Source organism: Cupriavidus sp. 8B (assembly GCF_054589115.1).
The window spans coordinates 1-24,111 of record NZ_BAAILO010000656.1 but is presented as its reverse complement, the minus strand read 5'-3'; the positions used below and the strand labels follow the sequence as shown (position 1 = coordinate 24,111).

Sequence of the window (24,111 nt, the reverse complement as noted above, 5' to 3'; positions counted from 1 at the left end):
GCCATGGAAAGGATCTTGGGAGAAAAGTATCCGCCACCCCGGCGCTCCGGCAAAACGAGAAATCGGATTGCGCAAGTATTCCATTTTTTCGTGAGGATGGCATCGTTGGTGCGAGAATATGTCGCCGCGCAGAACCATCGGAATTCAAATGTCTGTCACGTTCAAGCAACTCGAGGCCTTCTACTTCTGTGTGACGCATGCGTCCTTCAGCTCAGCGGCCACCAAGCTCCACGCAACGCAATCGGCCATGTCCAAGCGTGTTGGCGAGCTGGAGGCGGTCCTGGGCGTGCAACTCGTCCATCGCACGCCAAAGGGCCTCGTGCCCACGCATGCCGGAAGCCGGCTCCTGATCCTCGCCGAAGAAGCCATGCGGCTGCGCGAGCGGATCGATGCGGAGGTGGGACAGGTCGACAAGCTCACCGGGACCTACCGGATCGGTGTCACCGAGCTCATCGCACTGACCTGGCTGACCAAGCTGCTCAAGGAACTGAAGAACCGGCATCCGGAGCTTCAATTGGAGCCCGTGGTCGATGCGGGCATGAACCTGTTCGAGAGCCTGGAGGCAAACAAGATCGACCTGGCGATCCTGCCGGGCACGTTCTGGGGCGAAGCCTACAAGACGGTGGAGGTGGGCCGCGTGGAAGACCTGTGGATGGCAAGCCCTACCCTCGCGCTACCCGACAGGCCGCTGCAGCCGGAAGAATTTGCCCAGTATCCAGTGCTGGAGCAATCCATCGGGTCCGCGAAGAACACCTTTTACGGCGCCTGGCGCCGCGAGCATGGATTCAAGTTCAAGAAGGTATTTGCGACCAACAGCCTGACCGTATTAAGAGCGCTGACCATCGAAGGACTCGGCATCAGCCAGCTTGCGCTGGACTACTTTGCCGCCGATATCGAGCAAGGGCTCTTGCGCGTGGTGAAAAGCGACCCCATGCCGCCGCCGCTGGTTTATTCCGCCGTGTACCGGGACGATGCCTTCAGCGCGGCACTGGATGTCATAGCCGAGGTCAGCAGGCTGGTGTGCGATTTCTCGCGTGGCCCGCATGATCTTGCGGTTGCGCGGTGAGCGCATCGCGCGCACATTGAATCGCAGTGCGCATCCTGTCGGGGAGCGGCGCAATAGGATGCGCACGGCGCTCCGCGCACGCCTCTGTCACCCGGTGTTGCGCAGGCCTGCGGCCACGCCATTGATTGACAGATGAATGCCACGTTGCACTCGCTCGTTCGCGGGATCGCCATCCACACTGTTCCGATAACGCCGCATCAGCTCCACCTGCAGGTGGTTAAGCGGATCGAGGTAGGGGAAACGGTGCTCGATCGAGCGCGCCAACGTGGGGTTATCGGACAGGCGCCGCTCTTCACCGGTAATTTGATATAGCGCCCGACCAGTGCGTGCGTACTCGTCCTGGATCAGCCCGAAGATCGTCTGACCCAGATGCTGGTCCTCGACCAACTCCGCGTATCGGGATGCGATGCCGAGGTCCGTTTTGGCCAGCACCATGTCCAGATTGGAAAGCATGGTGCGAAAGAACGGCCATTCTGCCTCCATGCGCCGAAGCAGCGATAAACGATCGGCATAGCCATTGCTGCCCAAGTCTCCCAGGTAGCGGTCAATCCCGCTCCCAAACCCGTACCAGCCCGGTATTGCAACACGGCACTGGCCCCAACTGAAGCCCCACGGGATGGCACGCAAATCCCCAATCGTCCAACTTGCCTTACGGGAGGCTGGCCGTGAGCCAATGTTGAGATCGGAAATCTCCCGGATTGGCGTCGCGGTGAAAAAGTAGTCAGAAAAGCCAGGGGTTTCATAGACCAGCTTTCTGTAGGCCATCATGCTGGCTTCGGATATCGCGGCCGCGGCCTGCAGGAAGATCGTGGGCGCGTCCTTTGAAGTCGGTAAAAGTGTCGCCTCCATGGTGGCGGCTACCAGGGTTTCCAGGTTGCGTATGCCGATCTCCGGATTGGTGTACTTGGAAGCGATCACCTCACCCTGCTCCGTCAATCGTATCTGGCCGCCTACCGTGCCAGGCGGCTGAGCCAGAATAGCCTGGTACTGTGGCCCGCCGCCACGGCCCACCGTACCGCCACGGCCGTGAAAAAGCCGCAGCGTGATCCCGTGCATTGCCTTCAGGGCATCGAAATGCTCCACCAATGCCAACTCCGCCGTGTATAGCTCCCAGTTGCTGGTGAAAAAGCCACCGTCTTTGTTGCTGTCGCTGTAGCCCAGCATGATGTCCTGCTCGGCCCCGGAACGCTTCACCAGGTCAGTGACACCAGGCAACGCATAGAAGGCCCGCATGATGGAAGCCGCATTGCGCAGGTCAGCAATCGTCTCGAACAGCGGCGTTACGATAAGGTCACAGGTTGCCGTCGGACTATCGAGCTCTCCGCGCATCAGCCCCGCTTCCTTCTGTAGCAGCAACACCTCCAGCAGGTCGCTGACGTCCCTGGTATGCGAGATGATGTAGTGCCGGATTGCGGGGCGGGCGTACCGCGCCAGAATCTCGCCGGCGGCTTCAAAAACCGCAAGCTCGGATCGAACCAGGTCCGAGTATTGCGCGCCCAACACCCGTAGCGGCCGAGCCTCCTTCAGCAGCCGCAGGAGCAAGATACGGCGGGAGGTCTCGTCGAGCGCCAGGTAATCGCTCTCCACCTGGGCCACCTTGAGGAGTTCCGCAAGCACGGCTTCGTGTTGCTCGGAACTCTGCCGCAGATCGACTGTGGCCAGGTGGAAACCGAAGACCTTCACAGCGCGCATCAGCGGCGCCAGGCGGGCCGCGATCAATGCCTCGCCCCGATGATCGCGCAGCGAGGACTCGATGATCCGCAAGTCAGCCAGGAAATCCTCGGCGCCGGCATAAGGGTTCTGGGGCGGCAGAGCGTGGCGTAGCGCTTCGGTGCCGGTACGCTCCCGCAGGGTCGCGGCCAAGCGAGAATACATGCCCGCCAAGGCGCGCCGGTAGGGTTCATCGTTGCGGTGCGGGTTTTGGTCCCCGGAGCGCTGGGCAAGCGCCGCCATCTCGTCCGTCACCGCAACCAGCATTTCGGACATCGATAGTTCGGCGCCAAGCAAGTGCACCTCCGTCAGGTAGTGGCGCAAGGCGGTCTCGGATTGCCGCGATAGTGCATAGCGAAGTGTTTGTGCATTGACGAACGGATTGCCATCCCGGTCGCCACCGATCCAGTTGCCCATGCGGAAAAAGGTGGCGATATCCTGGCCGGGCAGCGCCTTCTCGATGCTGCGATAAAGCCGCGGAACCTGAAGCAGGAAGGTGGAGCGGTAGTAGCCCAGCGCGTTCTCGATCTCATCCGCAACGGTGAGCTTGGTATAGCGCAACATCCGCGTCTGCCAGAGTTGCGTCACCCTTGCCCTCAGGCGTTCCTCGTTGTCGTCACGCTGAGCCTCGATGTGCAGTTGGTCTCGCTCCCTGACCAGGTCGGCGATGGCGCGCTCGGCATCCAGGATGCTCCTGCGCTGCACCTCGCTTGGATGCGCGGTAAGCACCGGCGAAATGTAGGCCCGGTTCAGCATGTTCGCAATGTCGGCGGCGCGCAGATCGGCCTGGGCTAGGCGCTTGAAGCTCAGGGCAAGGGAGCCAGTCTGCAAGTCGCCCCGGCGCTCATGAACATCGCGACGGCGCACATGGTGCTGGTCCTCCGCAATATTGGCCAGGTGCGAGAAGTAGCTGAATGCGCGGATCACGCTCAGCATCTGTTCGTTGGAGAGGCTCTTCAATAATTGGTCGAGTCTCTTGCCGGCGCCTTCGTCACGCTTGAGCCGGTATGCCACCGAGAGCTGGCGCACCCTCTCCACCAGATCGTAGACCTCCTTGCCTTCCTGCTCGCGGAGCACCTCGCCCAGGATACGCCCCAGCAAGCGAATGTCCTCAACGAGGGGGCGGTCCTTATCGGTAGCATCGTTCGTCATAGAGATAAGCGGGACTTGAGCGTCGAAAGTGATTTCAAGGAATGGGCGTGAATTTCAGTTCGCTCAAGGGGACGACCTTGTCTTCACGGACCATCTTGTATTCGGTGTTGGGGCCCAGCCACTTGTTCCAGAGCTGGTTGATCTCGCCTGCCTTGTCCATGGCCAGCAACGCCTCGTTCACCTTGGCCAGCAGCACCGGTTCGCCCTTCTTCATACCCACGCCGATCGGCTGATAGGTCATTGGCTCGGCGATCATCTTCAGCTCGATCCCACCGCTCTTCGACTGATTCACCAGCTTCGTGACCGTCATCGTGTTGGACACGATGCCCAATGCCTTGCCCTGCTGCACAGCCATATAGGCGGAGCCCGTATCCTGGAAGGTCACCGGGTCCGACCCGTTCATCTTGATCGACAACTCGGACGTCGAACCTTTGGCCGCCGCCAGGCGCTTTCCCTTGTAGTCGGCCTTGCTCGTGCCCGGATCGCTAGCCTTCACGGCTAGCATTTCCTTGGCGAGGTAGTAAGGATCGCTGAACTGGATCTGCTCCGCACGACCGAGCGTGTAGGCCAGATTCGCCACCGTCACGTCGACCCGACCCATCTTGACTTCGGGCACACGCGCCTCGACCGACAACGGGGTGATCTTGGCTACCACACCCAGGTGCTTTGCCAGCGTCTGGCACATCTCAACGTCAAAACCCACCATCTCCCGGGTTTTCGGATCCGGTGCAGCGAATGGAGGCACATCGGCGAAGGTGCCACAACGCAACTCCTTGTTCTTCTGTATCTCCGCCCATTGGTCGGCCAAGGCCGCAAAAGGAGCAGTGCCCAGGCAGGCGAGGACAGCCAGGCGTGCAGCGGTGGAATAAACCGACATATCAGACTCCTAAATATTAGGGAACAGGGATGATTCAATGCGAGCGCAGGTCCGACAAAAAGCGTTTTGCGCGGGGGTGCTGCGGGTCACGAAAGAAGGCATTCGGCTCGGCGACTTCCAGGATGGAACCGGCGTCCATGAACCACACGCGGTCGGCGACCTCTCGTGCGAAGTTCATTTCGTGCGTCACGCACATCATGGTCATGCCTTCGTTTGCCAGACTACGCATCACGGCCAACACCTCGCCGACCATCTCCGGGTCGAGCGCGCTAGTTGGTTCGTCGAACAGCATGGCGGGTGGCTCCATTGCCAGGGCTCGCGCAATGGCCACTCGCTGCTGCTGGCCACCAGAGAGCTGCGTCGGATAGGCGTCCGCCTTGTTTGCCAAGCCAACCCGTTCCAGCAGCAGCATTGCCTTTTCCCGAGCCTCAGCGCGACGGACCCCGCGTACTCGCATGGGCGACAGCACGATGTTCTCGAGCACCGAAAGATGGGGAAAGAGGTTGAAGCTCTGAAACACAAAGCCAATATGGCTGCGCACCTTGTTGAGCGCGTCGCTACTCATTGGCGCATGTACGTTATTTCCGTCGAACAGTATCTCGCCGGACCTGATTTCCTCCAACCGGTTAACCGTGCGGATGAGGGTAGACTTGCCAGAACCTGAAGGCCCGCAGACGACAACGACTTCACCCTTCTTGACCTCCGCGTTGATATTGTTCAAGGCACAGTAGTCGCCGTACCATTTGCAGACATTAGAGAACTTGATCATGTCGATGACTCAATTAGTGAGCACTTATGGTTCAACGGCCAACGGTTGGGGAGCAATCGATGTCCGAGTGGAGGCTTTCCCTGCCCGCTTGGCCGCGATTCGAAGCTCCAGTTCGCGAGCTGCACGCGTCAAGCTCCAGCACACAACGAAATAAATCACCGCCAGCAGGAAGAAGACATGGAAGGGCTTGGTCAGCAGCGCATTGTTGATCTGATTGGCCGCGAAAGTCAGCTCTGGCACATTGATCACGTAGCCAAGCGTTGTTTCCTTGATGGTCGAGACGAACTGCGCCAGCATGCTCGGCAGCATGTTGTAAAGCGCTTGCGGAAGGATCACCAAGCGCATGGCCCCAAGGTAGCTATGCCCCAAAGCCCGCGCCGCCTCCATCTGCCCTTTCGGCAGTGCCTCGATACCGGCTCGCACCACCTCGCAAAGGTAAGCGCCTTCGTAGATGACCAGCGTGCACAGCATCGTGGTAAAGCCTGAAACGTTGTGCCCGATCAGCAGTGGAACGAGGAAGTACACCCACAGGATGATCATCAGCAGAGGCACTCCCCGCACCACATACACCAGTGCCGTGGCCGGAGCACGGAGCAAGCGCCAAGGCGACAGTCGCGCCAGCGCCAGCAGTACGCTCAGCGGAAACGCAAGCAGGATACCGAGCACCGATAGAATCAGCGTGCAAGCGATCCCGCCCAAGGGTCCATTCGGGTACTGGCCAATCAGCAGCAGCAACCAGTTTTCGCGCAGGATGTCGATCAGTGTCGTCATGGTTCACCTCCCTGCCACGACGCGGAAGCGGCGGGCCAGCCAAGCACCGGCGGCCATGATCAGGAGCGAGAAGGCCAGATACATTACTGTCGCAAGCAGGTAGGATTCGAAGGCGCGGAAACTGGTGTTCTCGATCTCCTTGACCGCATGGGTCATCTCCGATACGCCGATGGCCATCGCCAGGCTACTGTTCTTGAAGAGCGAAACGCTGTGGTTGATCAGTGCCGGCAGTGCATTGCGCACAGCCTGCGGCATCAGCACATAGCGCATGGCGCCAAGGAAGCTATTGCCGAGTGCCCGGGCGGCCTCCTCCTGCCCCGGGGGGATCGCGCGAAGGCCGGAGCGCAGGTCCTCGCTGAAGTAGGCTGCCTGGCACAAGCCTAGTGCGACGATGGAAAACAAGACCTCGGCGTGATGCTCTCCAACCCACGCCTGCATCGGGTCAGGCAGCAGGCTGGAGATGCCGAAGTACCAGAGCATCAGTTGGACCAACGTCGGCACGTTACAGTGGTACGAGACATAGCCGGCAACGAAGCGCTCCGCCAGCCGGTTGGGCGTCAGTCGCAGCGTCAGCAACAGGAAGGCCAGCGCCATCGCCAGCGCCCAGGAGCCGCCGGCGATCAACAGCGTCATCTTTACGCCCTCAATCAGCATACGGCTGAACTCGGGGTTCAGCAGGATCGCCATCAGATCGAAGCCATGCATGATTCAGCCCCGCTCAGTCTTGCAGTGGTTCGGGGCGCATCGTAGAGAGGCCGCCGGGCACCTGCAGCGTCGGCGTGATCTCCATGTGCCCGATATTGACGGCGACCGGCGCGGCAATGGCAAAGGCGATTGCATCGGCGATATCGGCGGCCTGCGGCAGCTCGAAGCCCTTGACGAAGCGCTCATAGGTTTCGGCACTGTCGCCATGCACATGGGCGAAGATGTCGGTGGCGACGCGCCCCGGGCAGATCTCGGTGACACGCACGCGCTTGCCGTAGGCATCGATGCGCAATTGCCGCGACAGCATGCTCACCGCTGCCTTGGTCGCGTGATAGGTGGAGTTGCCGCCGAAATTGTATGCGCCGGCAATCGAACTGATGTTGACCACATGGCCGCGATCGCGCGCTACCATGCCCGGAAGCACCAGTCGGCACAGATGCAAGACCGCCCGCAAGTTCACGTCTACCAGGAGATCGATGCCATCGGCATCGGCGTTGAGCAGGGAGCCAGGGCGATCCACGCCAGCGTTGTTGACCAGGACGTCGAAGCTCACCTCCTTCGCCAGCTTTGTGATGCCAGCCAGGTCAGTCACGTCGATCGCATGCGGGATGCAGCCCGTACGCTCAGCCAGGGCGGCGAGCGCGTCCGCGCCACGCGCCAGGGCATGCACCTGCAGGCCTTCGCGACACAAACGTTCGACGACGGCGGCACCGATGCCGGAAGAAGCGCCGGTGACCAAGGCTGTTTTGTAGTCTGAGAAAGGCATATGAATCCTGTACGATGGCTTGATGTCAATTTATCGAGCGCTGGCCTTTTACGCCAAGATGGAATGTCTTTGGCGAGATAGGACCCTCTTATGTCGGGGTAACCCTAATACGAAGACCAGATACTACTAGCTGGAAATGCGGCTGCAAAAGCATGATGACCAGCTGTGCCGCTGCAAAATAACGCACCATTGCCGTGCGGCCATGCACGGTCAGGCGAGCCAAAATGGTGAAGACTTGGTGACCCGGACAGATCACGATCCGTAGATGTCGGTCCGGGCCTGCGCTTTCGTTCTGGCCATGCCACAAAATGGCGTGGGCACGACGCTATTCGGATTGGCGACCTATCAATACTGTTTAGATGTTGTTGCACCGGGAACGTGCGCGAGCTGCTGCGAGATCGGCACAATGCGGCCGCCAAGGGACTCGATTTCTTCTCGCAAACGTAGTGTGAGCGCTACAGCCCCGGGCGTGTCCCCATGGACAAGGATTGAACGCGGCCGCATCGGCAACGTGTTGCCGGTGTGCGTCACGACCGTGCCTTCCGTCAACAGGCGCCGCACGCGGGCCAGGACCCGCTCTTCGTCGTGGATCACAGCCCCGGGCAGGGCCCGGCTTACGAGCAAGCCTTGGTCGTCGTAGGCGCGGTCTGCGAGGAAGCTGACGGCGACGGGCAACCCGAGCCTGGTGGCCGCACCTTCGATCGCCTGGCTGCTGGAAGTGCTGACAATGAGGGTTGAATCAAAAGCCGCTACCGCATCCAGAAGTGGATCGGCCCACGCTGGATCGGCTGCTGCCTTGTTGCCGAGAGCGCCATGAAAACTCATGTGCGTCATCCGGCAGCCCCGCGCGCGGGCGATGCCTGCCAGTGCGCCGAGCTGGTACGTGACCATCGCCGCGAGTTCAGGCAGATCGATCTGCATAAGCCGCCGCCCGAAACCCTGCCGATCGGGGAAGCCCACATGCGCGCCTACATCGACGCCGCGCTGAAGCGCCAGGCGCACGGTACGGTCCATGATGAGCGGGTCACCGGCGTGGAAGCCACACGCCACATTGGCCGAAGAAATCAGCGACATCAACGCCTCGTCGTCGCCCATGCGCCACGGGCCATAGCCCTCGCCCAGATCGGCATTGAGATCAATTTCCATGTAAACCCCTGGTCAGGAAGCACTAAGTACCACGAGCGACGTGCCCCAGCCCACCACCGCGCCGTCGGGCTCCGGGATGTCCAGCACCACCGCCTCGTGCGGGGCCGTCACCGGCAGCAGCAACGGCCCGATCTGCAACAGGCCCAACGCCTGCGACGCGCGCACCGCAGAGCCCACGGCAGCGAGCGGGGCGCTGCGCTGGGGGTGCCGGTGACGGAACACACCTACGGAGGCAGCACGCACGATTTCGGGCGACGCGGGATTGCCGGCCGCTGTTGGCGTCTGCGTCGGCGTCGGCAACGCGACGATCTCTTGCACGGTGGCACCTTCGCGCCGCAGGCAAAGATGGACGCCCGGGCCTTGCAGATCGAGCTCGGCAATATCGGTTGCCGCGAGCCATGCGCAGAGCTGGCGAATGTGTTCGATTTCCATCTCAGCGCCCTCCTGTTGCGCTATGCAGACCTACCAGGCGCCGTACGTCGGCTAGCCACCCCTCGACTTCGTCCAGGGCGGCGACCGCCTCATCCCACGTGGTTTCGACAAAGCGCACCTGGCTGCCGATCGGCGCCTGCCCCAGCCGCCACAGGTCCGCTTCGATCACGGTGCCCAGCTTGGGGTAGCCGCCCGAGGGCTGGGCGTCGCGCATCTGCACGATGGGCTGCCCGCCGGGCGGCACCTGGACGACGCCGGGGACAATGCCATGTGAGCGCATTTCGATCGGTTGGCGCGCCGCCAACGACGGGCCGGCGAGCCGATACCCGTAACGGTCGCTCTGCGCGGTGATCTTCCAGGGCTGGGACCAGAAGCTGCGCTGCGATGCCTCGGTGTAGAGTCCATACTCCGCGGCAGGCAGCACGCGCATCGCCGCAGCGCCGTCCGCCAGCAGCGGCAAGCAGAATGCAGGCGGCACCAGACCGATGCCGGCGCTGCCAGCCCCCTTGCCAAGCCCCGGCGAGACTGCCTGCAGCACGTCGCCACGCTTCAGCGCACGCCCGTCGAGGCCGCCGAAAGCACCGCGCAATTGGGTGCTGCGTGACCCCAGGGCTACCGGCACGTCTACGCCGCCAGCCAGACAAAGATAGGCCCGGCAGGCGGGGATGGGACCAAGCTGCGGCACGCCCAGGCGCAGGGTCTGTCCGGCTCGGGCCTCATGCACCCACCACGGCAGCAGCGGCTGATCGTCAAGCTGCGCGGCACAATCCGCACCGGTCAGCGCGAAACGGCAGTCCTGTGTAAAGCGCGCCACGAATGGGAAGACCGGCACTTCGATGCCTGCCACTCCCTCGTCGTTGCCCAGCAAAAGGTTGCCGGCGGCCAGCGCAAGCGGGTCCATTGCGCCCGAAGTGCCGACTCCCCAACGGAGCGCACCCAGACGGCCCAGATCCTGGACGGTAGCCAGCGCGCTGGCAGAGAGGATCTCGATCATCGAATCACCTTCTCGACACGAAAGCGCAGTACGTCCCCCGGCTGCAGCAACGCCGGCGGGTGCCTCTGCGGGTCAAAAAAACACATCTCGGAGCTGCCAATGGTGTTCCAGCCACTAGGCCCATCGGAGGCCGAGACGCCTGTCTGCGCCCCGCCGATGGACACCGCGCCGCCGGGAATGCTCAAGACAGGCACCTTGCGTCGCGGCGTGGCAATGCGAGGGTCCATGCCGCCGAGGTAGCAGTAGCCGGGATGGCTGCCAAGCGCAAAGACGTGATAGAGCGGCGCGCTGTGACGCTCAACGATCTCATCCACGGACAGACCCGTGTGGTTCACCACGTCGGCCATATGCGGGCCCGGTGCTCCGCCATAGATCACTGGCAGCTCGATCAGGCGCCCGTCGCGAGCCAGCGGCGTGACGGCAAGCCAGGCCTCGCGCAGACGGGTTTCGATTTCCGCCAGCCTTGCCGGCGGGCGCATGAAGCTCAACATCAGGTTATTCATGCCGGGCACGGCTTCGCGCACCTCGGGCCATGCTTCGGCCTCCTGCGCCAGCGCCCACAGGCGTTGCTGGGTAGTCAGGCTCAGCTCACCTGGCGCTTCGAATAGCAAAGCCGTAGTGCCCAGGAGGCTGATGGTCCCCGTCTCGATGGTCATGCTCAAGATCCTTCAGTGCGTCTCGGCAGGCCGCGCGGCGCGCGCCTGCAGCCAACGTTCCAGGTGATGGATGTCGACCCCACCCTTTTCAAAATCCTCGTCCCGAACGATTTCCCGGTGCATGGGCAAGTTGGTGGCAATGCCCCCCACCTGCATCTCGTCCAGTGCCAGGCGCATGCGGGCCAGCGCATCCTCGCGGGTGGCGCCGTGCACGATGAGCTTTGCAATCATCGAGTCGTAGTGGGCCGGCACGCGATAGCCGGGGCCGGCATGACTGTCAATGCGTACGCCATAGCCGCCAGGCAACTGCCAGTCAATGATTTTCCCGGGCGCGGGGGCGAAACTGTCCGGGTGCTCTGCATTGATGCGGCACTCCAGCGCATGCCCCTGGCAGGTCACTTGGGCCTGAGGCAGCGTCAGGGGCTCGCCGCGTGCCACGCGGATCTGCTGTTGGACGATGTCGATGCCAGTGGTCATTTCGGTGACCGGGTGCTCGACCTGCAGCCGAGTGTTCATCTCGATGAAATAGAATGCCCCGTTCTCGTAGAGAAACTCGAAGGTACCGACGCCGCAGTAGCCAATTTGCCGGCAGGCCGCGGCGCAGCGCTCGCCGACCGCTGCGATCAGCGAGGGATCGATGCCAGGCGCCGGCGCCTCTTCCAGAACTTTCTGGTGCCGGCGCTGCAGCGAGCAGTCTCTGCTGCCAAGCCATAGCGCCTGGTTGTGGCCATCGGCTAGTACCTGGATTTCGACGTGGCGCGGGTGGGTCAGGAACTTCTCGATGTAGACTTCCGGATTGCCGAAGGCACGGCGCGCCTCTTCGCGCGTCAGCGCCAGCGCATCCAGCAGTCCCGCCTCTTGGTGCACGACCCGCATGCCACGTCCGCCGCCACCGCCCGCTGCCTTGACAATGACGGGGTAACCGATATCGCGCGCGATCGCCAACACCTCGGCCGGGTCCTCGGGCAGGGACGTGTCGGGACCCGGTACGCAGGGCACACCGGCTTCGCGCATTGCACGTTTGGCACTGACCTTGTCACCCATCGTGCGAATACAGGCGGCGCTGGGGCCAATGAATGTGAGACCCGCGTCAGTCACACGTTCGACGAAGCCAGCGTTCTCGGACAGGAATCCATAGCCGGGGTGGATGGCCTGGGCGCCACTGACGCGCGCCGCTGCCAGCAGCGCTGCCTGGTTAAGGTAGCTATGGGTGGGCGACGCTGGACCAATGCACAGGGCCTGGTCGGCCTGACGGACGTAGACGGCTTCACGATCAGCCTCCGAATACACAGCCACCGTGCGCAAGCCCAGCCCGCGACAGGCGCGCTGGATACGCAAGGCGATCTCCCCGCGATTGGCAATCAAGACAGTGTCAAACATGATGAACCTCGGCGCTCAAGCGAATCGGATCAAGGGTTGGCCGGCGTCCACTTCGTTCCCGGACTCGACCAGCACGGCCTCGACCATGCCGTCGCGCTCGGCGAGCACGGCGTTGAAGACCTTCATCGCTTCGATAACGCACACGGTCTGGCCGGCCTCCACGGTCTGGCCCGGCTGCACGAACGCCGGCTCGTCCGGCGACGGCCGCAGGTGCACGATCCCGAATAGTGGAGCCAGCAACTCACGCCCCTCCGGTACAGGGGGAACAGGCTCGGATGGCGGGGAAGGCAGCCCCAGAGACTGAGGCTGCGTACGGGGAAGGATCGGTGGGGGAGCGGGATCACCGCTAGCCCCCCCTGAGATATGCCGCGTAAGGCGCAACGTCCATCCGTGCTGACTGAAGCTCATCTCGGCCATGTCCGAGGACGCCATGACGTCGATGAGCTGTTTGATGTGCGTGAGATCCATGTGCGTTCACTTCATAGCTGTTGGTGAACACAGTATCGGCCTCTGCCCTTCAGTACCAAGACGGTTTGTCTGTGCCCCGATAGGAGCGTCTTATGACGCCTCCCGGTTCTCCGCCCGATCGCAGAGAAGCAGGTTACCCGCCAGCCCCGCGACCAATTCCAGCAGAATCTCCTTGATTGCCTGGGCCGGCTCGGACAAAGGCTGGTGGCCCGACTGGCACAACGCCAGCGGCGCCTCGATCACCGGCTCGACGATGCGGCACTGCCAAGCGTCGCAGGACATCGCCACCTCCCGCGCCATCGAGGCTGGCAGGATGGTCGCCCCCAGCCCGTCCGCGACAATCGCCTTCAGCGTGCTGGCCGATTCGATTTCGGCCAGCACGTGCGGCGCCATGCCGATCGCATTGAACGCTTCATCGACCAGCCTGCGCACCACGTTGTAAGGTCGCGCCAGGTACAGATCGATGTCCCCGAGCATAGCCAGCGGCACCTCATCCGGCGGCGCCGGCATGCTTTCGGGGCCGACCACATAGAGCGGCTCCTTCAGCAGCGGCAGGAACGAGAGCCCATGGACAGGCGTCTTGCCGCCGTAGAGCACCGCCATGTCCATGCGTCCGTTCATGATCAGTTCCGACAGCGTGCTGCCGTAACTCTCATTCAGGTAAAGCAGGATCCCGGGGTGGCGGGCCCGGACCGTGCGCAACAACGGCAAAGCCAGCGCTGCCGCGGCGGTTCCGGGCGCCAGCCCTACTGAGACTGCGCCTGAGAGGCCCTGTCCAGCCGTCTTCATCTCCACCTTTGCCTGATCGACCTGGCGCAAGATCGCCTGGGCATGCCGGTACAGCACTTTGCCCGCTTCGGTGGGGATCACGCCTTGCTTGGTGCGCAGCAGTAGCTGCTGGCGCACCTCGCCTTCCAGCGTTGCCATTTGCTGGCTCAAGGAGGGTTGTGCGACATGAAGCAAATCGGCTGCCTGCGTCACACTGCCGATGTCGACAATCTTTACGAAATACCTCAATCGCCTGAAGTTCAAGTTACCTCCTATCCGCGGGGATTTACAACCCCATTATCTTCTTGCTCGCAAGGGCTGAATACAGGAGGTTAGGGCATTAGCGGGTCCGCACCTATAGGTGTTTCCTATCTGGACATACTGGAGTCATCTTGGCCTTCCGCGGCCGCCGCGGCTACTGTTGCGCTTACCCTCCTTAATCGCAGCAAGGAACCCTCGTGAATACGTCCCGTATCGCCGCACGTGTCAGGCGCATCAAACCCTCACCCAGCACTTCCGCAGCGGACCGCGCCAACGAGTTGCGCCGTCAGGGCAAGTCCATCGTGAACCTTGTGGTCGGCGAACCTGATTTCGACACACCGGAACACGTCCGCCAAGCCGCAGTGCGGGCCATCGAGCAGGGTGCGACCCGCTATACGCTGATGGCCGGCACGGTGGAGTTGCGTCAGGCCATCGCCGACAAGCTTGCGCGCGAGAATGGCCTGGACTACGCGATGAACGAGATCATCGCCACCAACGGCGCCAAAAGCGCGATCTACAGCGCTTTGGCGATCTCCCTGGAAGCGGGAGATGAGGTACTCATCCCCGCCCCGTACTGGGTCTCCTATCCCGACATGGTGCTTGCCTGCGACGGCATCCCGGTCACGCTAGCGTGCTCGGAAAGCCAAGAGTTCAAGCTCACGCCGGCCCAGCTGGAAGGCGCTATCACCGAACGCACTCGCTGGCTCATCCTCAATTCACCGAGCAACCCGACCGGCGCCAGCTACACCCTGGCCGAGTATCGGGCGCTGGCCGATGTACTGGCCCGCCACCCGGACGTGCTGGTGATGACGGACGACATCTACGAGCATATCCGCTTCGACACGGTGCGCACGCCCCACCTGCTGAATGCCGCCCCTGAACTGCGCGAGCGCACGCTGGCCATCAATGGCGTTTCCAAGACCTACGCGATGACGGGCTGGCGCCTAGGCTGGGTGGCCGGTCCACGTGACCTGATCCAAGCGCTCGACACGTTCTTGTCGCAATCAGCTGGAAACTGCTGCTCAATCAGCCAGGCCGCCGCAGCGGCGGCCCTGAACGGCGACCAGCGCTTCGTCACCGAGAGCGTGGCCGTCTACAAACAGCGCCGCGACCAGACGCTCGCCCGCATCAACGAAATCCCCGGGCTGAGCTGCCGCGCGCCGGATGGGGCGTTCTATCTCTACGTCAACTGCGGCGGACTGATCGGCAAGACCACACCGGAAGACAAGAAGCTGCATGACGATGCCGACGTCGTCATGTACCTGCTCGAGCGCGAGGGGGTGGCGCTTGTCGCCGGGACGGCCTATGGCCTTTCGCCCTACTTCCGCCTGTCGATCGCCACCTCGCTGGACACACTCGAAGAGGGCTGTCGCCGCATCGAGCGCGCAGTCCTGGCCCTGTCCTGACCTACAAGAGAACGTGATGAGTACCTACAAAGCCATCCGCAAGAACCCCTCCGCCCCCCAGGCTGACGCCGCCCTGCTCGCCGCCTTGCGCGAACTGCCGGTCGCCGCGCTCAGCGACAGCATGCATCGCAACACGGGCACAGTCGGTCTTCAGCCCTTCCACAGACCGGTAGCGACCACGATGGCCGGCACTGCGGTGACCGCGCGATCGCGCGGCGGCGACAACCTCACCTACCTGCGAGCGCTTGAGTTCTGCCGGCCTGGCGACGTGCTGGTGATCGACGCCGGAGGCGACCTGCAGAACGCCGTCGTCGGCGGCATCCTCTCCCACTATGCGGCCAGCATCGGCGTGGTTGGGGTGGTGGTCGATGGCGCGGTACGGGATGTCTCGGAACTGCGGGAGCGCGAGTTCCCGGTCTACGCACGCGGCGTCACCCATCGCGGCCCGTACAAGGACGGGCCGGGCGAGATCAACGTGCCGGTATCGGTCGGCGGCATGGTTGTCCGCCCTGGCGACGTACTGGTGGGCGACCAGGATGGCCTGCTTGCCATACCGCCCGGAGATGTGCCGCTGCTGATTGAAAAAGCCCGCGCCGTACTCGCCGCCGAAGCCGAAACCATACGCGCCATGAAGGAAGGCCGCTGGGACCGCGCCTTCATCGATGCGTTGGAAGCCCGGTGCAACAACTGACCGCTCCCTTCCTTCCCGCCCCAACAACCATAGAGCAAGGAGACCCGTATGCGCCCTTCCGTCCTCGTCACCCGAGCGACCTTTCCCGATATCGCTGACCGGCTGCGCGAACATTTCGAAGTCACGGCCAATGCGGCCGACACGGTCTGGACCCCGGCCGAATTGATCGAGCGGCTACAAGGAAAGCAAGGCGTGATGAGCACTGGCAGCGAGCACATCGACGCGGCGCTGCTTGACGCCTGTCCTGGACTCAAGGCGGTATGCAACGTGGGGGTAGGCTACAACAATGTCGACGTGGCCGCCTGCACGGCGCGGGGCGTGCTGGTCACCAACACGCCGGACGTGCTCACGGAGACCACTGCGGACTTTGGCTTTGCGCTGATGCTCGCCACCGCCCGGCGCATCACCGAGTCCGAGCGTTTCGTGCGGCGGGGCGAATGGAGCAAGACGGGAATCTACGACCAGATGGTCGGCAACGATGTTCATGGGGCCACCCTGGGGATTCTCGGCATGGGGCGGATCGGCCAGGCCATCGCCCGGCGCGCTGCATTGGGCTTTGACATGCAGGTGATCTATCACAATCGCTCGCCGCTCGCTCCTGAGACCGCGGCCAGGACACGTGCCCGCTACGTAGACAAGGCCACCCTGCTGAAAGAAGCAGATCACCTCATCTTGGTACTTCCATATTCCCCGGAGGCACATCACACAATTGGCGCAGCCGAGCTTGCACAAATGAAACCTACCGCGACGCTGACGAACATCGCGCGCGGTGGCATCGTCGACGACGCCGCCTTGGCGCAAGCGCTGCGCCAAGGCACCATCGCAGCGGCGGGGCTTGACGTCTTCGATGGAGAGCCTCGTATCCACCCGGATCTGCTGACTGTGCCCAACGTCGTGCTGACACCGCACATTGGCAGCGCCTCGGTAGGCACGCGTCGGGCCATGGCTGCACTGACCGTGGACAACCTGATCGCTGCCCTCGGCCGCGGGCCTCGGGCCGGCCAGCCGCCGACGCCGGTGAACCCGCAGGTTCTGCAGCAGTAGAGGCCACCATGCCGATCAATAAGCTACTGGTGATGGGGGTCGCAGGCTGTGGCAAGTCCACGCTGGCTGCGCTGTTGGCCAAGGCGATGGATGCTGAATGGATCGAAGGCGACGACCACCATTCCGAGCACAACAAGGCGAAGATGCGCCAGGGCACAGCCTTGCAGGATGCAGACCGTGAGCCCTGGCTGGACAAGCTAGCAACCTTGCTGGCCGCGGCGCCCGGCGATGCCATCCTCACCTGCTCCGCCCTTAAGCGCTGCTACCGGGAACGGCTGCGAGAAGCGGTCCCGCACCTGCGCATAGTGCACGTCGACATCACGCTCTCGGAAGCGATTGCGCGGGTGTCCGCGCGCAAAGGGCATCTGTTTCAGCCAAGTTCGGTGGTCAGCCAGTTCGCCATCCTGGAAGCACCGGCAGGGGAACCTGGTGTGCTTCAAATCCCGGCCGACCAGCCGCTCGATGTGCAAGTCAGGCAGGTGCTGCGCTGGATCGCCGAAGAAACCTCGAGGCACGACAAATGATGAACCCAGATCTCAAGATGTTTGACCTGAGTGGCCGCACCGCCCTGGTTACCGGCGCAAGCAGCGGCATTGGCCTGGCGCTGGCCAGGGGCCTGGCTCGCGCCGGCGCACGGGTGGTACTCAATGCTCGTCGGAAAGACAAGCTGGACCAGGCAGCCGATAGCCTGCGGGCGCAGGGTGCCGACGTCCGCACGGTCTCGTTCGACGTGACGCAAAGCACGGCAGTGGCCGAGGGCGTCGCGTCGGTGGAAGCCGATGTGGGACCCATCGACATCCTCGTCAACAACGCTGGCATGCAGTGCCGCGCGCCGTTGGAGCAGTTTGAAGAAGCCCACTGGCACGAGTTGATGAAAACCAATGTCGACAGCGTCTTCCTTGTCGGACAGGCAGTGGCTCGCCACATGATCCCGCGCGGCCGCGGCAAGATCATCAACCTCTGCTCGGTGCAGAGCGAACTGGGGCGCCCTGGGATCGCCCCCTACACCGCCAGCAAGGGCGCGGTAAAGATGCTCACGAAGGGCATGGCGATTGACTGGGGTCCTCACGGGATCCAGGTCAACGGCTTGGGCCCGGGCTACTTCAAGACCGAGCTGACCCAGGCCTTGGTGGATAACGCGGAGTTCACCGCCTGGCTCGTGGGGCGCACGCCGTCGCGCCGGTGGGGCGACGTTGAAGACCTCATCGGCGCGGTCGTATTCCTGGCGAGCAATGCCTCCGATTTTGTCAACGGCCACATTCTCTACGTCGACGGCGGCGTGACCGCCACTCTGTAACTCACTGGAATTCACCATGGACGCTCTTGTCATCCACGGCGCCAACGATCTGCGCATCGAAGACGTTGTCACCCCCGATGTGCAGCCGCACGAGATACGCGTGCATGTCCGCTTTGGCGGCATCTGCGGCTCTGACCTGCACTACTACAACCACGGTGGCTTTGGTACCGTGCGTGTTAGCGAACCGATGGTGCTCGGCCATGAGGTAGCCGGCCGCATAGAGGAAGTCGGGCAAAACGTGCGCAACCACGCCAAGGGTGATCGCGTCGCGATCAGCCCAAGCCGCCCCTGCGGCCTGTGCCAATACTGCCAACAGGGTCTGCAGAATCATTGCCTGGACATGCGCTACTACGGCAGCGCCATGCGCACGCCACATGTACAAGGTGCATTCCGCCGTGAAATCGTTATCGAGGAAAGCCAGGCCCATCGCCTTGCCGATACGCTGAGCGACCAGGAAGGAGCAATGGCCGAGCCCCTGTCGGTGGCGCTGCACGCCGTTCGCCGCGCCGGTCCATTGCTGGGCAAGCGCGTCCTTGTGACCGGCTGCGGCCCCATTGGGGCGTTGATCGTGGTGGCGGCGAGGCGTGCTGGCGCGGCGGAAATCATCGTCACGGACATGGGTGCCTACCCTCTGCAGGCCGCCCTCGCGGTGGGCGCGGATGTGACGCTCAACGTCGCCGAACAACCCGAAGCGCTTAAGCCGTACACGGTCGACAAGGGTCAGATCGACGTGCTGTTCGAGGCCAGCGGCAATGAACGGGCATTGCGTGGCGCCATCGACGCCATGCGTCCCCGAGGCATCATCGTGCAAGTGGGCCTGGGCGGCGAGATGACGTTGCCCGTCAATGCCATCGTCGCAAAGGAACTGGATCTGCGCGGCGCCTTCCGATTCCATGAGGAGTTTGCGATGGCCGTCGAACTGCTGAACAAGGGACTGGTCGACGTGAAACCGCTGATCTCCGCCACCGTGCCGTACCAGGACGCAGGGCGCGCATTTGCGTTGGCGGCTGACCGCACGCAGGCGATGAAAGTCCTGCTGGACTTCCAATAACACCACCTCGGGCGCGCCGGCAGCGGCGTCGATCCCGAGACGCTTCCCTGGAGACCTGGATGTTGATAGGCATTCCGCTGCAAACCGCGGAGGGCGAGACTCGTGTCGCCCTCACGCCGGAGACAGCAAAGAAACTGAAGGCGCATGGCCACGTGCTGCGTGTGCAGACTGGCGCAGGCTGCGGGGCCTCGATCACCGATCTGGCCTATGAGTCCGTTGGCTGCGAGATCACCGATGCGGCCGGTGCATTCGGCTCCGACCTGGTGCTGACCGTTCGCCCGCCCGCGCTGGCAGACCTGTCCTTGATGAAGCCAAGTGCCGTACTGGTAGGCATGCTCGATCCCTTCAACAAGGACAACCTTGCTCGTCTGGCGGCGGCCGGCCTTACCGGCTTCGCGCTGGAAGCCGCCCCGCGCACCACCCGGGCACAGAGCATGGACGTGCTCTCATCGCAGGCCAATATCGCCGGATACAAGGCCGTCATGATGGCTGCCGACCGCTACCAGCGCTTCTTCCCGATGTTGATGACGGCTGCCGGCACCGTGAAGGCAGCCCGGGTGGTGGTTCTTGGCGTCGGCGTGGCCGGCCTGCAGGCCATCGCCACGGCCAAGCGCCTTGGCGCGGTGGTCGAAGCTTCGGATGTCCGGCCCTCGGTGAGGGAACAGGTTGAGTCCCTGGGTGCCAAGTTCATCGAGGTTCCCTACGAGACGGCCGAGGAGAGGGAGGCGGCCGAAGGCGCAGGCGGCTATGCCCGCCCCATGCCAGCCTCGTGGCTCGAGCGCCAGAAGGTAGAGGTCGCCAAGCGGGTGACCCAGGCCGACGTGGTGATCTCCACTGCGCTGATCCCAGGGCGAGCCGCACCGTTACTGATCACCGAGGAAATGGTGCAAGGCATGAAACGGGGCTCGCTGATTGTAGACATTGCCGCTGGCAAAGGTGCTGATGGCGTGAGCGGAAACTGCCCACTCACCGAAGCGGGCAGGACGGTGGTCAAGCATGGCGTGACCATCGTAGGCGAGACAAACCTGCCCGCACTCGTGGCTGCCGATGCATCGGCCTTGTACGCCCGCAACGTGCTCGACTTCCTGAAGCTGATTCTGCCCAAGGACGGGGGGCTCACGATCGATGAAAGCGACGACATCGTCGCCGCCTGCCTGGTCACCAAGGACGGAACGGTACTGAGAACCTGAGGAACATCACTATGGAAGCGGTCTCGCACACCATCATCAATCTCACCACCTTCGTGTTGGCCGTCTATGTTGGCTACCACGTGGTATGGAACGTCACGCCGGCCTTGCACACACCACTGATGGCCGTGACCAATGCCATCTCGGCCATCGTGATTGTCGGCGCCATGCTGGCAGCCGCACTCACCGAGACCACGCTGGGCAAGGTCATGGGGGTACTTGCCGTCGCCTTGGCCGCCGTCAATGTCTTCGGCGGCTTCCTAGTAACGCGCCGGATGCTGGAGATGTTCAAAAAGAAGGACAAGAAGCCTGCGGCTATTAGAGAGGGGGCCAAGTGAACCTGGATTTCATCAGTCTGAACGTGGTTACCCTGCTTTACCTGGTGGCCAGCGTCTTCTTTATCCAGGCCCTGAAGGGCTTGAGCCACCCCACCACTTCGATCCGCGGAAACCGCTTCGGCATGACCGGGATGGCCATTGCCGTGCTCACAACCGGCACACTGATCCTCAAGCTTGCCGGCGGGAGCCCGCTAGGCCTTGGCTATGTTCTGCTTGGACTGGTGATCGGGGGCGGTGCCGGCGCATTCATGGCCCAGCGCGTCGAGATGACCAGGATGCCGGAGCTGGTGGCCTTCATGCATAGCATGATCGGCCTCGCGGCTGTGTTTATCGCGGTGGCTGCGGTTGCGGAACCGCATGCTTTCGGCATTTCGCCCAAAGGCCACGCGATTCCGACCGGCAACCGGCTGGAACTCTTCCTTGGCGCTGCGATTGGCGCGATCACCTTCTCCGGTTCGGTCATCGCCTTCGGCAAGCTTTCCGGCAAGTACAAGTTCCGCCTGTTCCAGGGCGCCCCGGTGCAGTTCGCGGGCCAGCACATGCTCAACCTGCTGCTGGGCCTGGCCACCATCGGCCTGGGGGTCGCATTCATCACCTCCGAGAGCTGGCCGGCGTTCATCGCGATGCTGGCACTGGCCTTCCTCATGGGCGTGCTGATCATCATTCCCATCGGCGGCGCCGACATGCCGGTCGTGGTGTCGATGCTCAACAGCTATTCGGGCTGGGCGGCCGCAGGCATCGGCTTCAGCCTCAACAACAGCATGTTGATCATCGCGGGTTCGCTAGTGGGCAGTTCCGGTGCGATCCTGAGCTACATCATGTGCAAGGCGATGAACCGCTCCTTCTTCAACGTGATCCTGGGCGGCTTCGGCGGTGAGGCAGGCAGTGCGCAAGCGGGCACGATCCAGCAGCGTAGCGTCAAGAGCGGCAGCGCCGACGATGCCGCCTTTATCCTGGGCAATGCCGAGACAGTGGTGATCGTGCCAGGCTATGGACTAGCCGTAGCCCGCGCCCAGCATGCGGTCAAGGAACTGGCCGAGAAGCTCACGCACAAGGGCATCACGGTGAAGTACGCCATCCACCCCGTGGCAGGGCGCATGCCGGGCCACATGAACGTGCTGCTGGCTGAAGCGGAGGTGCCTTACGACCAGGTATTCGAGATGGAGGACATCAACAGCGAATTTGGCCAGGCCGACGTGGCAATCATCCTGGGCGCCAACGACGTGGTGAACCCCGCGGCGCAGCAGAAGGGCAGCTCGATCTACGGCATGCCCATTCTGGAAGCCTACAAGGCAAAGACCATTATCGTTAACAAGCGATCGATGGCCGCTGGCTATGCGGGCCTGGATAACGAACTGTTTTATCTGGATAAAACCATGATGGTTTTCGGCGACGCCAAGAAGGTGGTCGAGGACATGGGCAAGGCCGTGGAGTAACTACGCCACGGACAGAAGAGCGGGCCTCGCGCAAGCATAAGCCGACACTATTTCCCCATAGGCAAGTCGTCTTGGTCAGCAAAGGCGGCAAGGCGTTTAATTTCGAACAAGGCAAGTCACTTTGCTTTCTCGGCCCAGTCGTCACCACAGTAGGAATCATCAAGTAAAGGCCGCGTTCGCTTCGCCAACACCATCGCGGCACTGAAGTAGAGCGAACGCGGACAGTCCCAGGTGCGCACTGCGACCAGCGGGCTTCCAACCCTATTGGCCAGACACTCCGAATGTCAGCCACCCTTGTGCGCAAGGCGGCTGGGAGCGGATTCGTGCGTCCGGCAACCGAGCATCACAACAATGGCATGTAGCACACTGAAAGGGAGTGAAAATGAAAAAAACGCTTATGACCGCCGCTGTTCTCGGGACCATTTCCGGCGTGGCGCACTCGCAAAGCAGCCTGTCGCTATACGGCGTCATCGACGTCGGCATACGCTACAACACGCATCAAAATGCCGCCGGCGACAGCAAGATCGGCATGGGCAACGGCGGCCCGCTGTCGGGCAGCCGTTGGGGCATGATCGGCACCGAAGACCTGGGCGGCGGCAATAAGGCACTCTTCCAGCTCGAGTCCGGATTCACACCCGGCACCGGGGCGACCCAGCAATCGACACCGTCCGGCAATGCGCGCCTGTTCGGCCGAACCGCGCTCGTCGGCCTCTCGTCGCCAACCTACGGCGACATCACGCTGGGCCGTCAATACACGCTGGTCCACGAGATGGCGTTCCTCCATGACGTGTACGCCCTGTCAAACTATGTCGGCACACTCGGCTTCCAGGGCGCGGGACTTACCGGCGGCGGCCGGCTGGACAACACCGTACGCTATTCCTCTCCCACCTTCGGTGGCTTCAGTTTCAAGGGCGCCTACACGTTCGGCGAAATCGCTGGTGACGCCAAGCGGTTCTCATCTCCCGGCGTGGCGGCTTCCTACGACAATGGCCCACTGAGCGTCGGCGCGGCATTCCAGATCATCAACAATATCGGTGGGCTTACGCCAGCTACGACAGCCTATGGCAGCACGTACTTCGGCATCCTGATCCCCGACAGCACCCAAAAGGTGTTCACCGTAGGCGCGACCTACAAGATCGGCGCGGCCAAGCTATACGCCTCCTACATCTATAGCAACGTCTACCCGGCGGGCTACCGGAACGATTCGTTCTCTGCGGCGGTAAGCTACGCACTGACTCCCTCGCTTGAACTGAAACTGCCCGTCTACGTGGATTTGCTCAAGCACGGTGGAAAGAACGGCACACGCATCACCGGTGGCCCGCTGCTGGACTACAGCTTTAGCAAGCGCACCGATGTCTACGCGGGCGTCGACTATACAAAACTGACGGGAGCGTGGCGGACGCTGGCGGGTACACCGGGATTCACGCTGCCGGTCAGCGGACGCGATTCCGTGTTCGAAGCCACGGTCGGCTTGCGGCATAAGTTCTGACCAAACGGTGGCCTGGGATCGGCGTTCATTGCGGTGCCATGCCATTCATCAATTCTGGTTTGGTATAGCGGCCCCGCTGACGCGGGGGTGTCTTTTTTGGGCGGGGTTTTGATGCTTCTAGCTGCTGTCGCGGCTGTACGGGGTTGGCCGTTTTGGAACGTGTGAGATGTCACTTTTCTTTACTCGCCCTCCATGTCAGGATACTTGTCGCCTCGGTCTCCTTGGTGAAGCAAAATGGAGGGCGGTGTGCG

24 protein-coding genes are annotated in these 24,111 nt (G+C 62.7%); 11 read left to right on the top strand and 13 right to left on the bottom strand.

All coding sequences use genetic code 11. The features are described 5' to 3' along the window. Positions 1-148: 148 nt before the first annotated feature. Positions 149-1,066 carry a LysR family transcriptional regulator gene (locus ACYP5B_RS52590; protein WP_400095403.1) on the top strand — a complete coding sequence of 306 codons (918 nt, stop codon included), beginning with the start codon at positions 149-151 and terminating at the stop codon, positions 1,064-1,066. An 87-nt stretch (positions 1,067-1,153) separates the two neighbouring features. Here the strand turns inward: ACYP5B_RS52590 and ppc are convergent, their stop codons facing one another. From ppc to nac, 13 genes are all read right to left on the bottom strand, one after another. Further along, complete coding sequence (gene ppc / locus ACYP5B_RS52585) at positions 1,154-3,928, bottom strand: phosphoenolpyruvate carboxylase (protein WP_459575425.1); 2,775 nt, start codon at positions 3,926-3,928, stop codon at positions 1,154-1,156. Positions 3,929-3,962: 34 nt separating this feature from the next. Beyond that, positions 3,963-4,805: an ABC transporter substrate-binding protein gene (locus tag ACYP5B_RS52580; RefSeq protein WP_318234546.1), complete on the bottom strand. Its 843-nt coding sequence runs from the start codon at positions 4,803-4,805 to the stop codon at positions 3,963-3,965. Positions 4,806-4,839: 34 nt separating this feature from the next. Beyond that, the gene (locus ACYP5B_RS52575; RefSeq protein ID WP_459575423.1) at positions 4,840-5,574 is read right to left on the bottom strand and encodes an amino acid ABC transporter ATP-binding protein; all 735 of its coding nucleotides are present in this window, start codon (positions 5,572-5,574) and stop codon (positions 4,840-4,842) included. A 24-nt stretch (positions 5,575-5,598) separates the two neighbouring features. Next, positions 5,599-6,345, bottom strand: coding sequence for an amino acid ABC transporter permease (locus tag ACYP5B_RS52570; protein ID WP_400095400.1), 747 nt, complete (start codon positions 6,343-6,345; stop codon positions 5,599-5,601). A 3-nt stretch (positions 6,346-6,348) separates the two neighbouring features. Next, positions 6,349-7,050: an amino acid ABC transporter permease gene (locus ACYP5B_RS52565; protein WP_318234543.1), complete on the bottom strand. Its 702-nt coding sequence runs from the start codon at positions 7,048-7,050 to the stop codon at positions 6,349-6,351. Between the two features lie 13 nt (positions 7,051-7,063). After that, a complete protein-coding gene (locus ACYP5B_RS52560) occupies positions 7,064-7,816 on the bottom strand; it encodes an SDR family oxidoreductase (RefSeq protein WP_318234542.1) in 753 nt (250 codons plus the stop codon). A gap of 345 nt (positions 7,817-8,161) precedes the next feature. Beyond that, positions 8,162-8,962 (bottom strand): LamB/YcsF family protein, encoded by an 801-nt coding sequence (locus tag ACYP5B_RS52555; protein ID WP_459575421.1) that lies wholly within the window; start codon positions 8,960-8,962, stop codon positions 8,162-8,164. 12 nt (positions 8,963-8,974) lie between these two features. After that, positions 8,975-9,394 carry an acetyl-CoA carboxylase biotin carboxyl carrier protein gene (locus ACYP5B_RS52550; protein ID WP_459575419.1) on the bottom strand — a complete coding sequence of 140 codons (420 nt, stop codon included), beginning with the start codon at positions 9,392-9,394 and terminating at the stop codon, positions 8,975-8,977. A 1-nt stretch (position 9,395) separates the two neighbouring features. Further along, entirely contained in the window at positions 9,396-10,388 is a 993-nt protein-coding gene (locus tag ACYP5B_RS52545; RefSeq protein WP_459575417.1) for a 5-oxoprolinase subunit C family protein, read from the bottom strand. Continuing rightward, positions 10,385-11,044 (bottom strand): 5-oxoprolinase subunit PxpB, encoded by a 660-nt coding sequence (pxpB, locus tag ACYP5B_RS52540; RefSeq protein ID WP_459575416.1) that lies wholly within the window; start codon positions 11,042-11,044, stop codon positions 10,385-10,387. The genes ACYP5B_RS52545 and pxpB overlap by 4 nt, the downstream gene beginning before the upstream one ends. Positions 11,045-11,056: 12 nt before the next feature. Further along, positions 11,057-12,424 (bottom strand): acetyl-CoA carboxylase biotin carboxylase subunit, encoded by a 1,368-nt coding sequence (accC, locus tag ACYP5B_RS52535; RefSeq protein ID WP_459575414.1) that lies wholly within the window; start codon positions 12,422-12,424, stop codon positions 11,057-11,059. 15 nt (positions 12,425-12,439) lie between these two features. After that, positions 12,440-12,664, bottom strand: coding sequence for an acetyl-CoA carboxylase biotin carboxyl carrier protein (locus ACYP5B_RS52530; RefSeq protein ID WP_459575412.1), 225 nt, complete (start codon positions 12,662-12,664; stop codon positions 12,440-12,442). A 318-nt stretch (positions 12,665-12,982) separates the two neighbouring features. Next, entirely contained in the window at positions 12,983-13,924 is a 942-nt protein-coding gene (nac, locus tag ACYP5B_RS52525) for a nitrogen assimilation transcriptional regulator NAC (protein ID WP_459575410.1), read from the bottom strand. A gap of 194 nt (positions 13,925-14,118) precedes the next feature. Here nac and ACYP5B_RS52520 point away from each other — a divergent pair, with 194 nt between their 5' ends. The 10 genes from ACYP5B_RS52520 (at position 14,119) to ACYP5B_RS52475 (ending at position 23,860) form a co-directional block, all read left to right on the top strand. After that, positions 14,119-15,327: an aspartate transaminase gene (locus tag ACYP5B_RS52520; RefSeq protein WP_459575409.1), complete on the top strand. Its 1,209-nt coding sequence runs from the start codon at positions 14,119-14,121 to the stop codon at positions 15,325-15,327. A gap of 16 nt (positions 15,328-15,343) precedes the next feature. Then, positions 15,344-16,018 (top strand): RraA family protein, encoded by a 675-nt coding sequence (locus tag ACYP5B_RS52515; protein WP_459575407.1) that lies wholly within the window; start codon positions 15,344-15,346, stop codon positions 16,016-16,018. 48 nt (positions 16,019-16,066) lie between these two features. Continuing rightward, positions 16,067-17,062: a 2-hydroxyacid dehydrogenase gene (locus ACYP5B_RS52510; RefSeq protein WP_459575405.1), complete on the top strand. Its 996-nt coding sequence runs from the start codon at positions 16,067-16,069 to the stop codon at positions 17,060-17,062. 8 nt (positions 17,063-17,070) lie between these two features. After that, entirely contained in the window at positions 17,071-17,586 is a 516-nt protein-coding gene (locus tag ACYP5B_RS52505) for a gluconokinase (RefSeq protein ID WP_459575404.1), read from the top strand. Continuing rightward, positions 17,586-18,359, top strand: coding sequence for a glucose 1-dehydrogenase (locus tag ACYP5B_RS52500; protein ID WP_459575451.1), 774 nt, complete (start codon positions 17,586-17,588; stop codon positions 18,357-18,359). The genes ACYP5B_RS52505 and ACYP5B_RS52500 overlap by 1 nt, the downstream gene beginning before the upstream one ends. 16 nt (positions 18,360-18,375) lie before the next feature. Continuing rightward, the gene (locus ACYP5B_RS52495) at positions 18,376-19,410 is read left to right on the top strand and encodes an L-idonate 5-dehydrogenase (protein ID WP_400095381.1); all 1,035 of its coding nucleotides are present in this window, start codon (positions 18,376-18,378) and stop codon (positions 19,408-19,410) included. Between the two features lie 59 nt (positions 19,411-19,469). Continuing rightward, positions 19,470-20,600, top strand: coding sequence for an NAD(P) transhydrogenase subunit alpha (locus tag ACYP5B_RS52490; protein ID WP_459575403.1), 1,131 nt, complete (start codon positions 19,470-19,472; stop codon positions 20,598-20,600). Positions 20,601-20,611: 11 nt separating this feature from the next. Continuing rightward, positions 20,612-20,935 (top strand): NAD(P) transhydrogenase subunit alpha part 2, encoded by a 324-nt coding sequence (locus tag ACYP5B_RS52485; protein ID WP_318234527.1) that lies wholly within the window; start codon positions 20,612-20,614, stop codon positions 20,933-20,935. 11 nt (positions 20,936-20,946) lie between these two features. Next, complete coding sequence (locus ACYP5B_RS52480) at positions 20,947-22,371, top strand: NAD(P)(+) transhydrogenase (Re/Si-specific) subunit beta (protein ID WP_459575449.1); 1,425 nt, start codon at positions 20,947-20,949, stop codon at positions 22,369-22,371. Between the two features lie 382 nt (positions 22,372-22,753). Beyond that, positions 22,754-23,860 carry a porin gene (locus ACYP5B_RS52475; RefSeq protein ID WP_459575401.1) on the top strand — a complete coding sequence of 369 codons (1,107 nt, stop codon included), beginning with the start codon at positions 22,754-22,756 and terminating at the stop codon, positions 23,858-23,860. Positions 23,861-24,111: the final 251 nt, after the last annotated feature.

Excerpts from the sequence above, each read along its gene's own strand:
- ACYP5B_RS52500 (WP_459575451.1), top strand. The coding sequence starts at position 17,586 with ATGAACCCAGATCTCAAGATGTTTGACCTGAGTGGCCGCACCGCCCTG.
- ACYP5B_RS52545 (WP_459575417.1), bottom strand. The coding sequence starts at position 10,388 with ATGATCGAGATCCTCTCTGCCAGCGCGCTGGCTACCGTCCAGGATCTG.
- ACYP5B_RS52590 (WP_400095403.1), top strand. The coding sequence starts at position 149 with ATGTCTGTCACGTTCAAGCAACTCGAGGCCTTCTACTTCTGTGTGACG.
- ACYP5B_RS52570 (WP_400095400.1), bottom strand. The coding sequence starts at position 6,345 with ATGACGACACTGATCGACATCCTGCGCGAAAACTGGTTGCTGCTGCTG.
- ACYP5B_RS52505 (WP_459575404.1), top strand. The coding sequence starts at position 17,071 with ATGCCGATCAATAAGCTACTGGTGATGGGGGTCGCAGGCTGTGGCAAG.
- ACYP5B_RS52515 (WP_459575407.1), top strand. The coding sequence starts at position 15,344 with ATGAGTACCTACAAAGCCATCCGCAAGAACCCCTCCGCCCCCCAGGCT.
- ACYP5B_RS52490 (WP_459575403.1), top strand. The coding sequence starts at position 19,470 with ATGTTGATAGGCATTCCGCTGCAAACCGCGGAGGGCGAGACTCGTGTC.
- ACYP5B_RS52580 (WP_318234546.1), bottom strand. The coding sequence starts at position 4,805 with ATGTCGGTTTATTCCACCGCTGCACGCCTGGCTGTCCTCGCCTGCCTG.
- ACYP5B_RS52550 (WP_459575419.1), bottom strand. The coding sequence starts at position 9,394 with ATGGAAATCGAACACATTCGCCAGCTCTGCGCATGGCTCGCGGCAACC.
- ACYP5B_RS52510 (WP_459575405.1), top strand. The coding sequence starts at position 16,067 with ATGCGCCCTTCCGTCCTCGTCACCCGAGCGACCTTTCCCGATATCGCT.
- ACYP5B_RS52560 (WP_318234542.1), bottom strand. The coding sequence starts at position 7,816 with ATGCCTTTCTCAGACTACAAAACAGCCTTGGTCACCGGCGCTTCTTCC.
- pxpB (WP_459575416.1), bottom strand. The coding sequence starts at position 11,044 with ATGACCATCGAGACGGGGACCATCAGCCTCCTGGGCACTACGGCTTTG.
- ACYP5B_RS52475 (WP_459575401.1), top strand. The coding sequence starts at position 22,754 with ATGAAAAAAACGCTTATGACCGCCGCTGTTCTCGGGACCATTTCCGGC.
- ACYP5B_RS52485 (WP_318234527.1), top strand. The coding sequence starts at position 20,612 with ATGGAAGCGGTCTCGCACACCATCATCAATCTCACCACCTTCGTGTTG.
- ACYP5B_RS52565 (WP_318234543.1), bottom strand. The coding sequence starts at position 7,050 with ATGCATGGCTTCGATCTGATGGCGATCCTGCTGAACCCCGAGTTCAGC.
- accC (WP_459575414.1), bottom strand. The coding sequence starts at position 12,424 with ATGTTTGACACTGTCTTGATTGCCAATCGCGGGGAGATCGCCTTGCGT.
- ACYP5B_RS52575 (WP_459575423.1), bottom strand. The coding sequence starts at position 5,574 with ATGATCAAGTTCTCTAATGTCTGCAAATGGTACGGCGACTACTGTGCC.
- ACYP5B_RS52495 (WP_400095381.1), top strand. The coding sequence starts at position 18,376 with ATGGACGCTCTTGTCATCCACGGCGCCAACGATCTGCGCATCGAAGAC.
- ppc (WP_459575425.1), bottom strand. The coding sequence starts at position 3,928 with ATGACGAACGATGCTACCGATAAGGACCGCCCCCTCGTTGAGGACATT.
- ACYP5B_RS52555 (WP_459575421.1), bottom strand. The coding sequence starts at position 8,962 with ATGGAAATTGATCTCAATGCCGATCTGGGCGAGGGCTATGGCCCGTGG.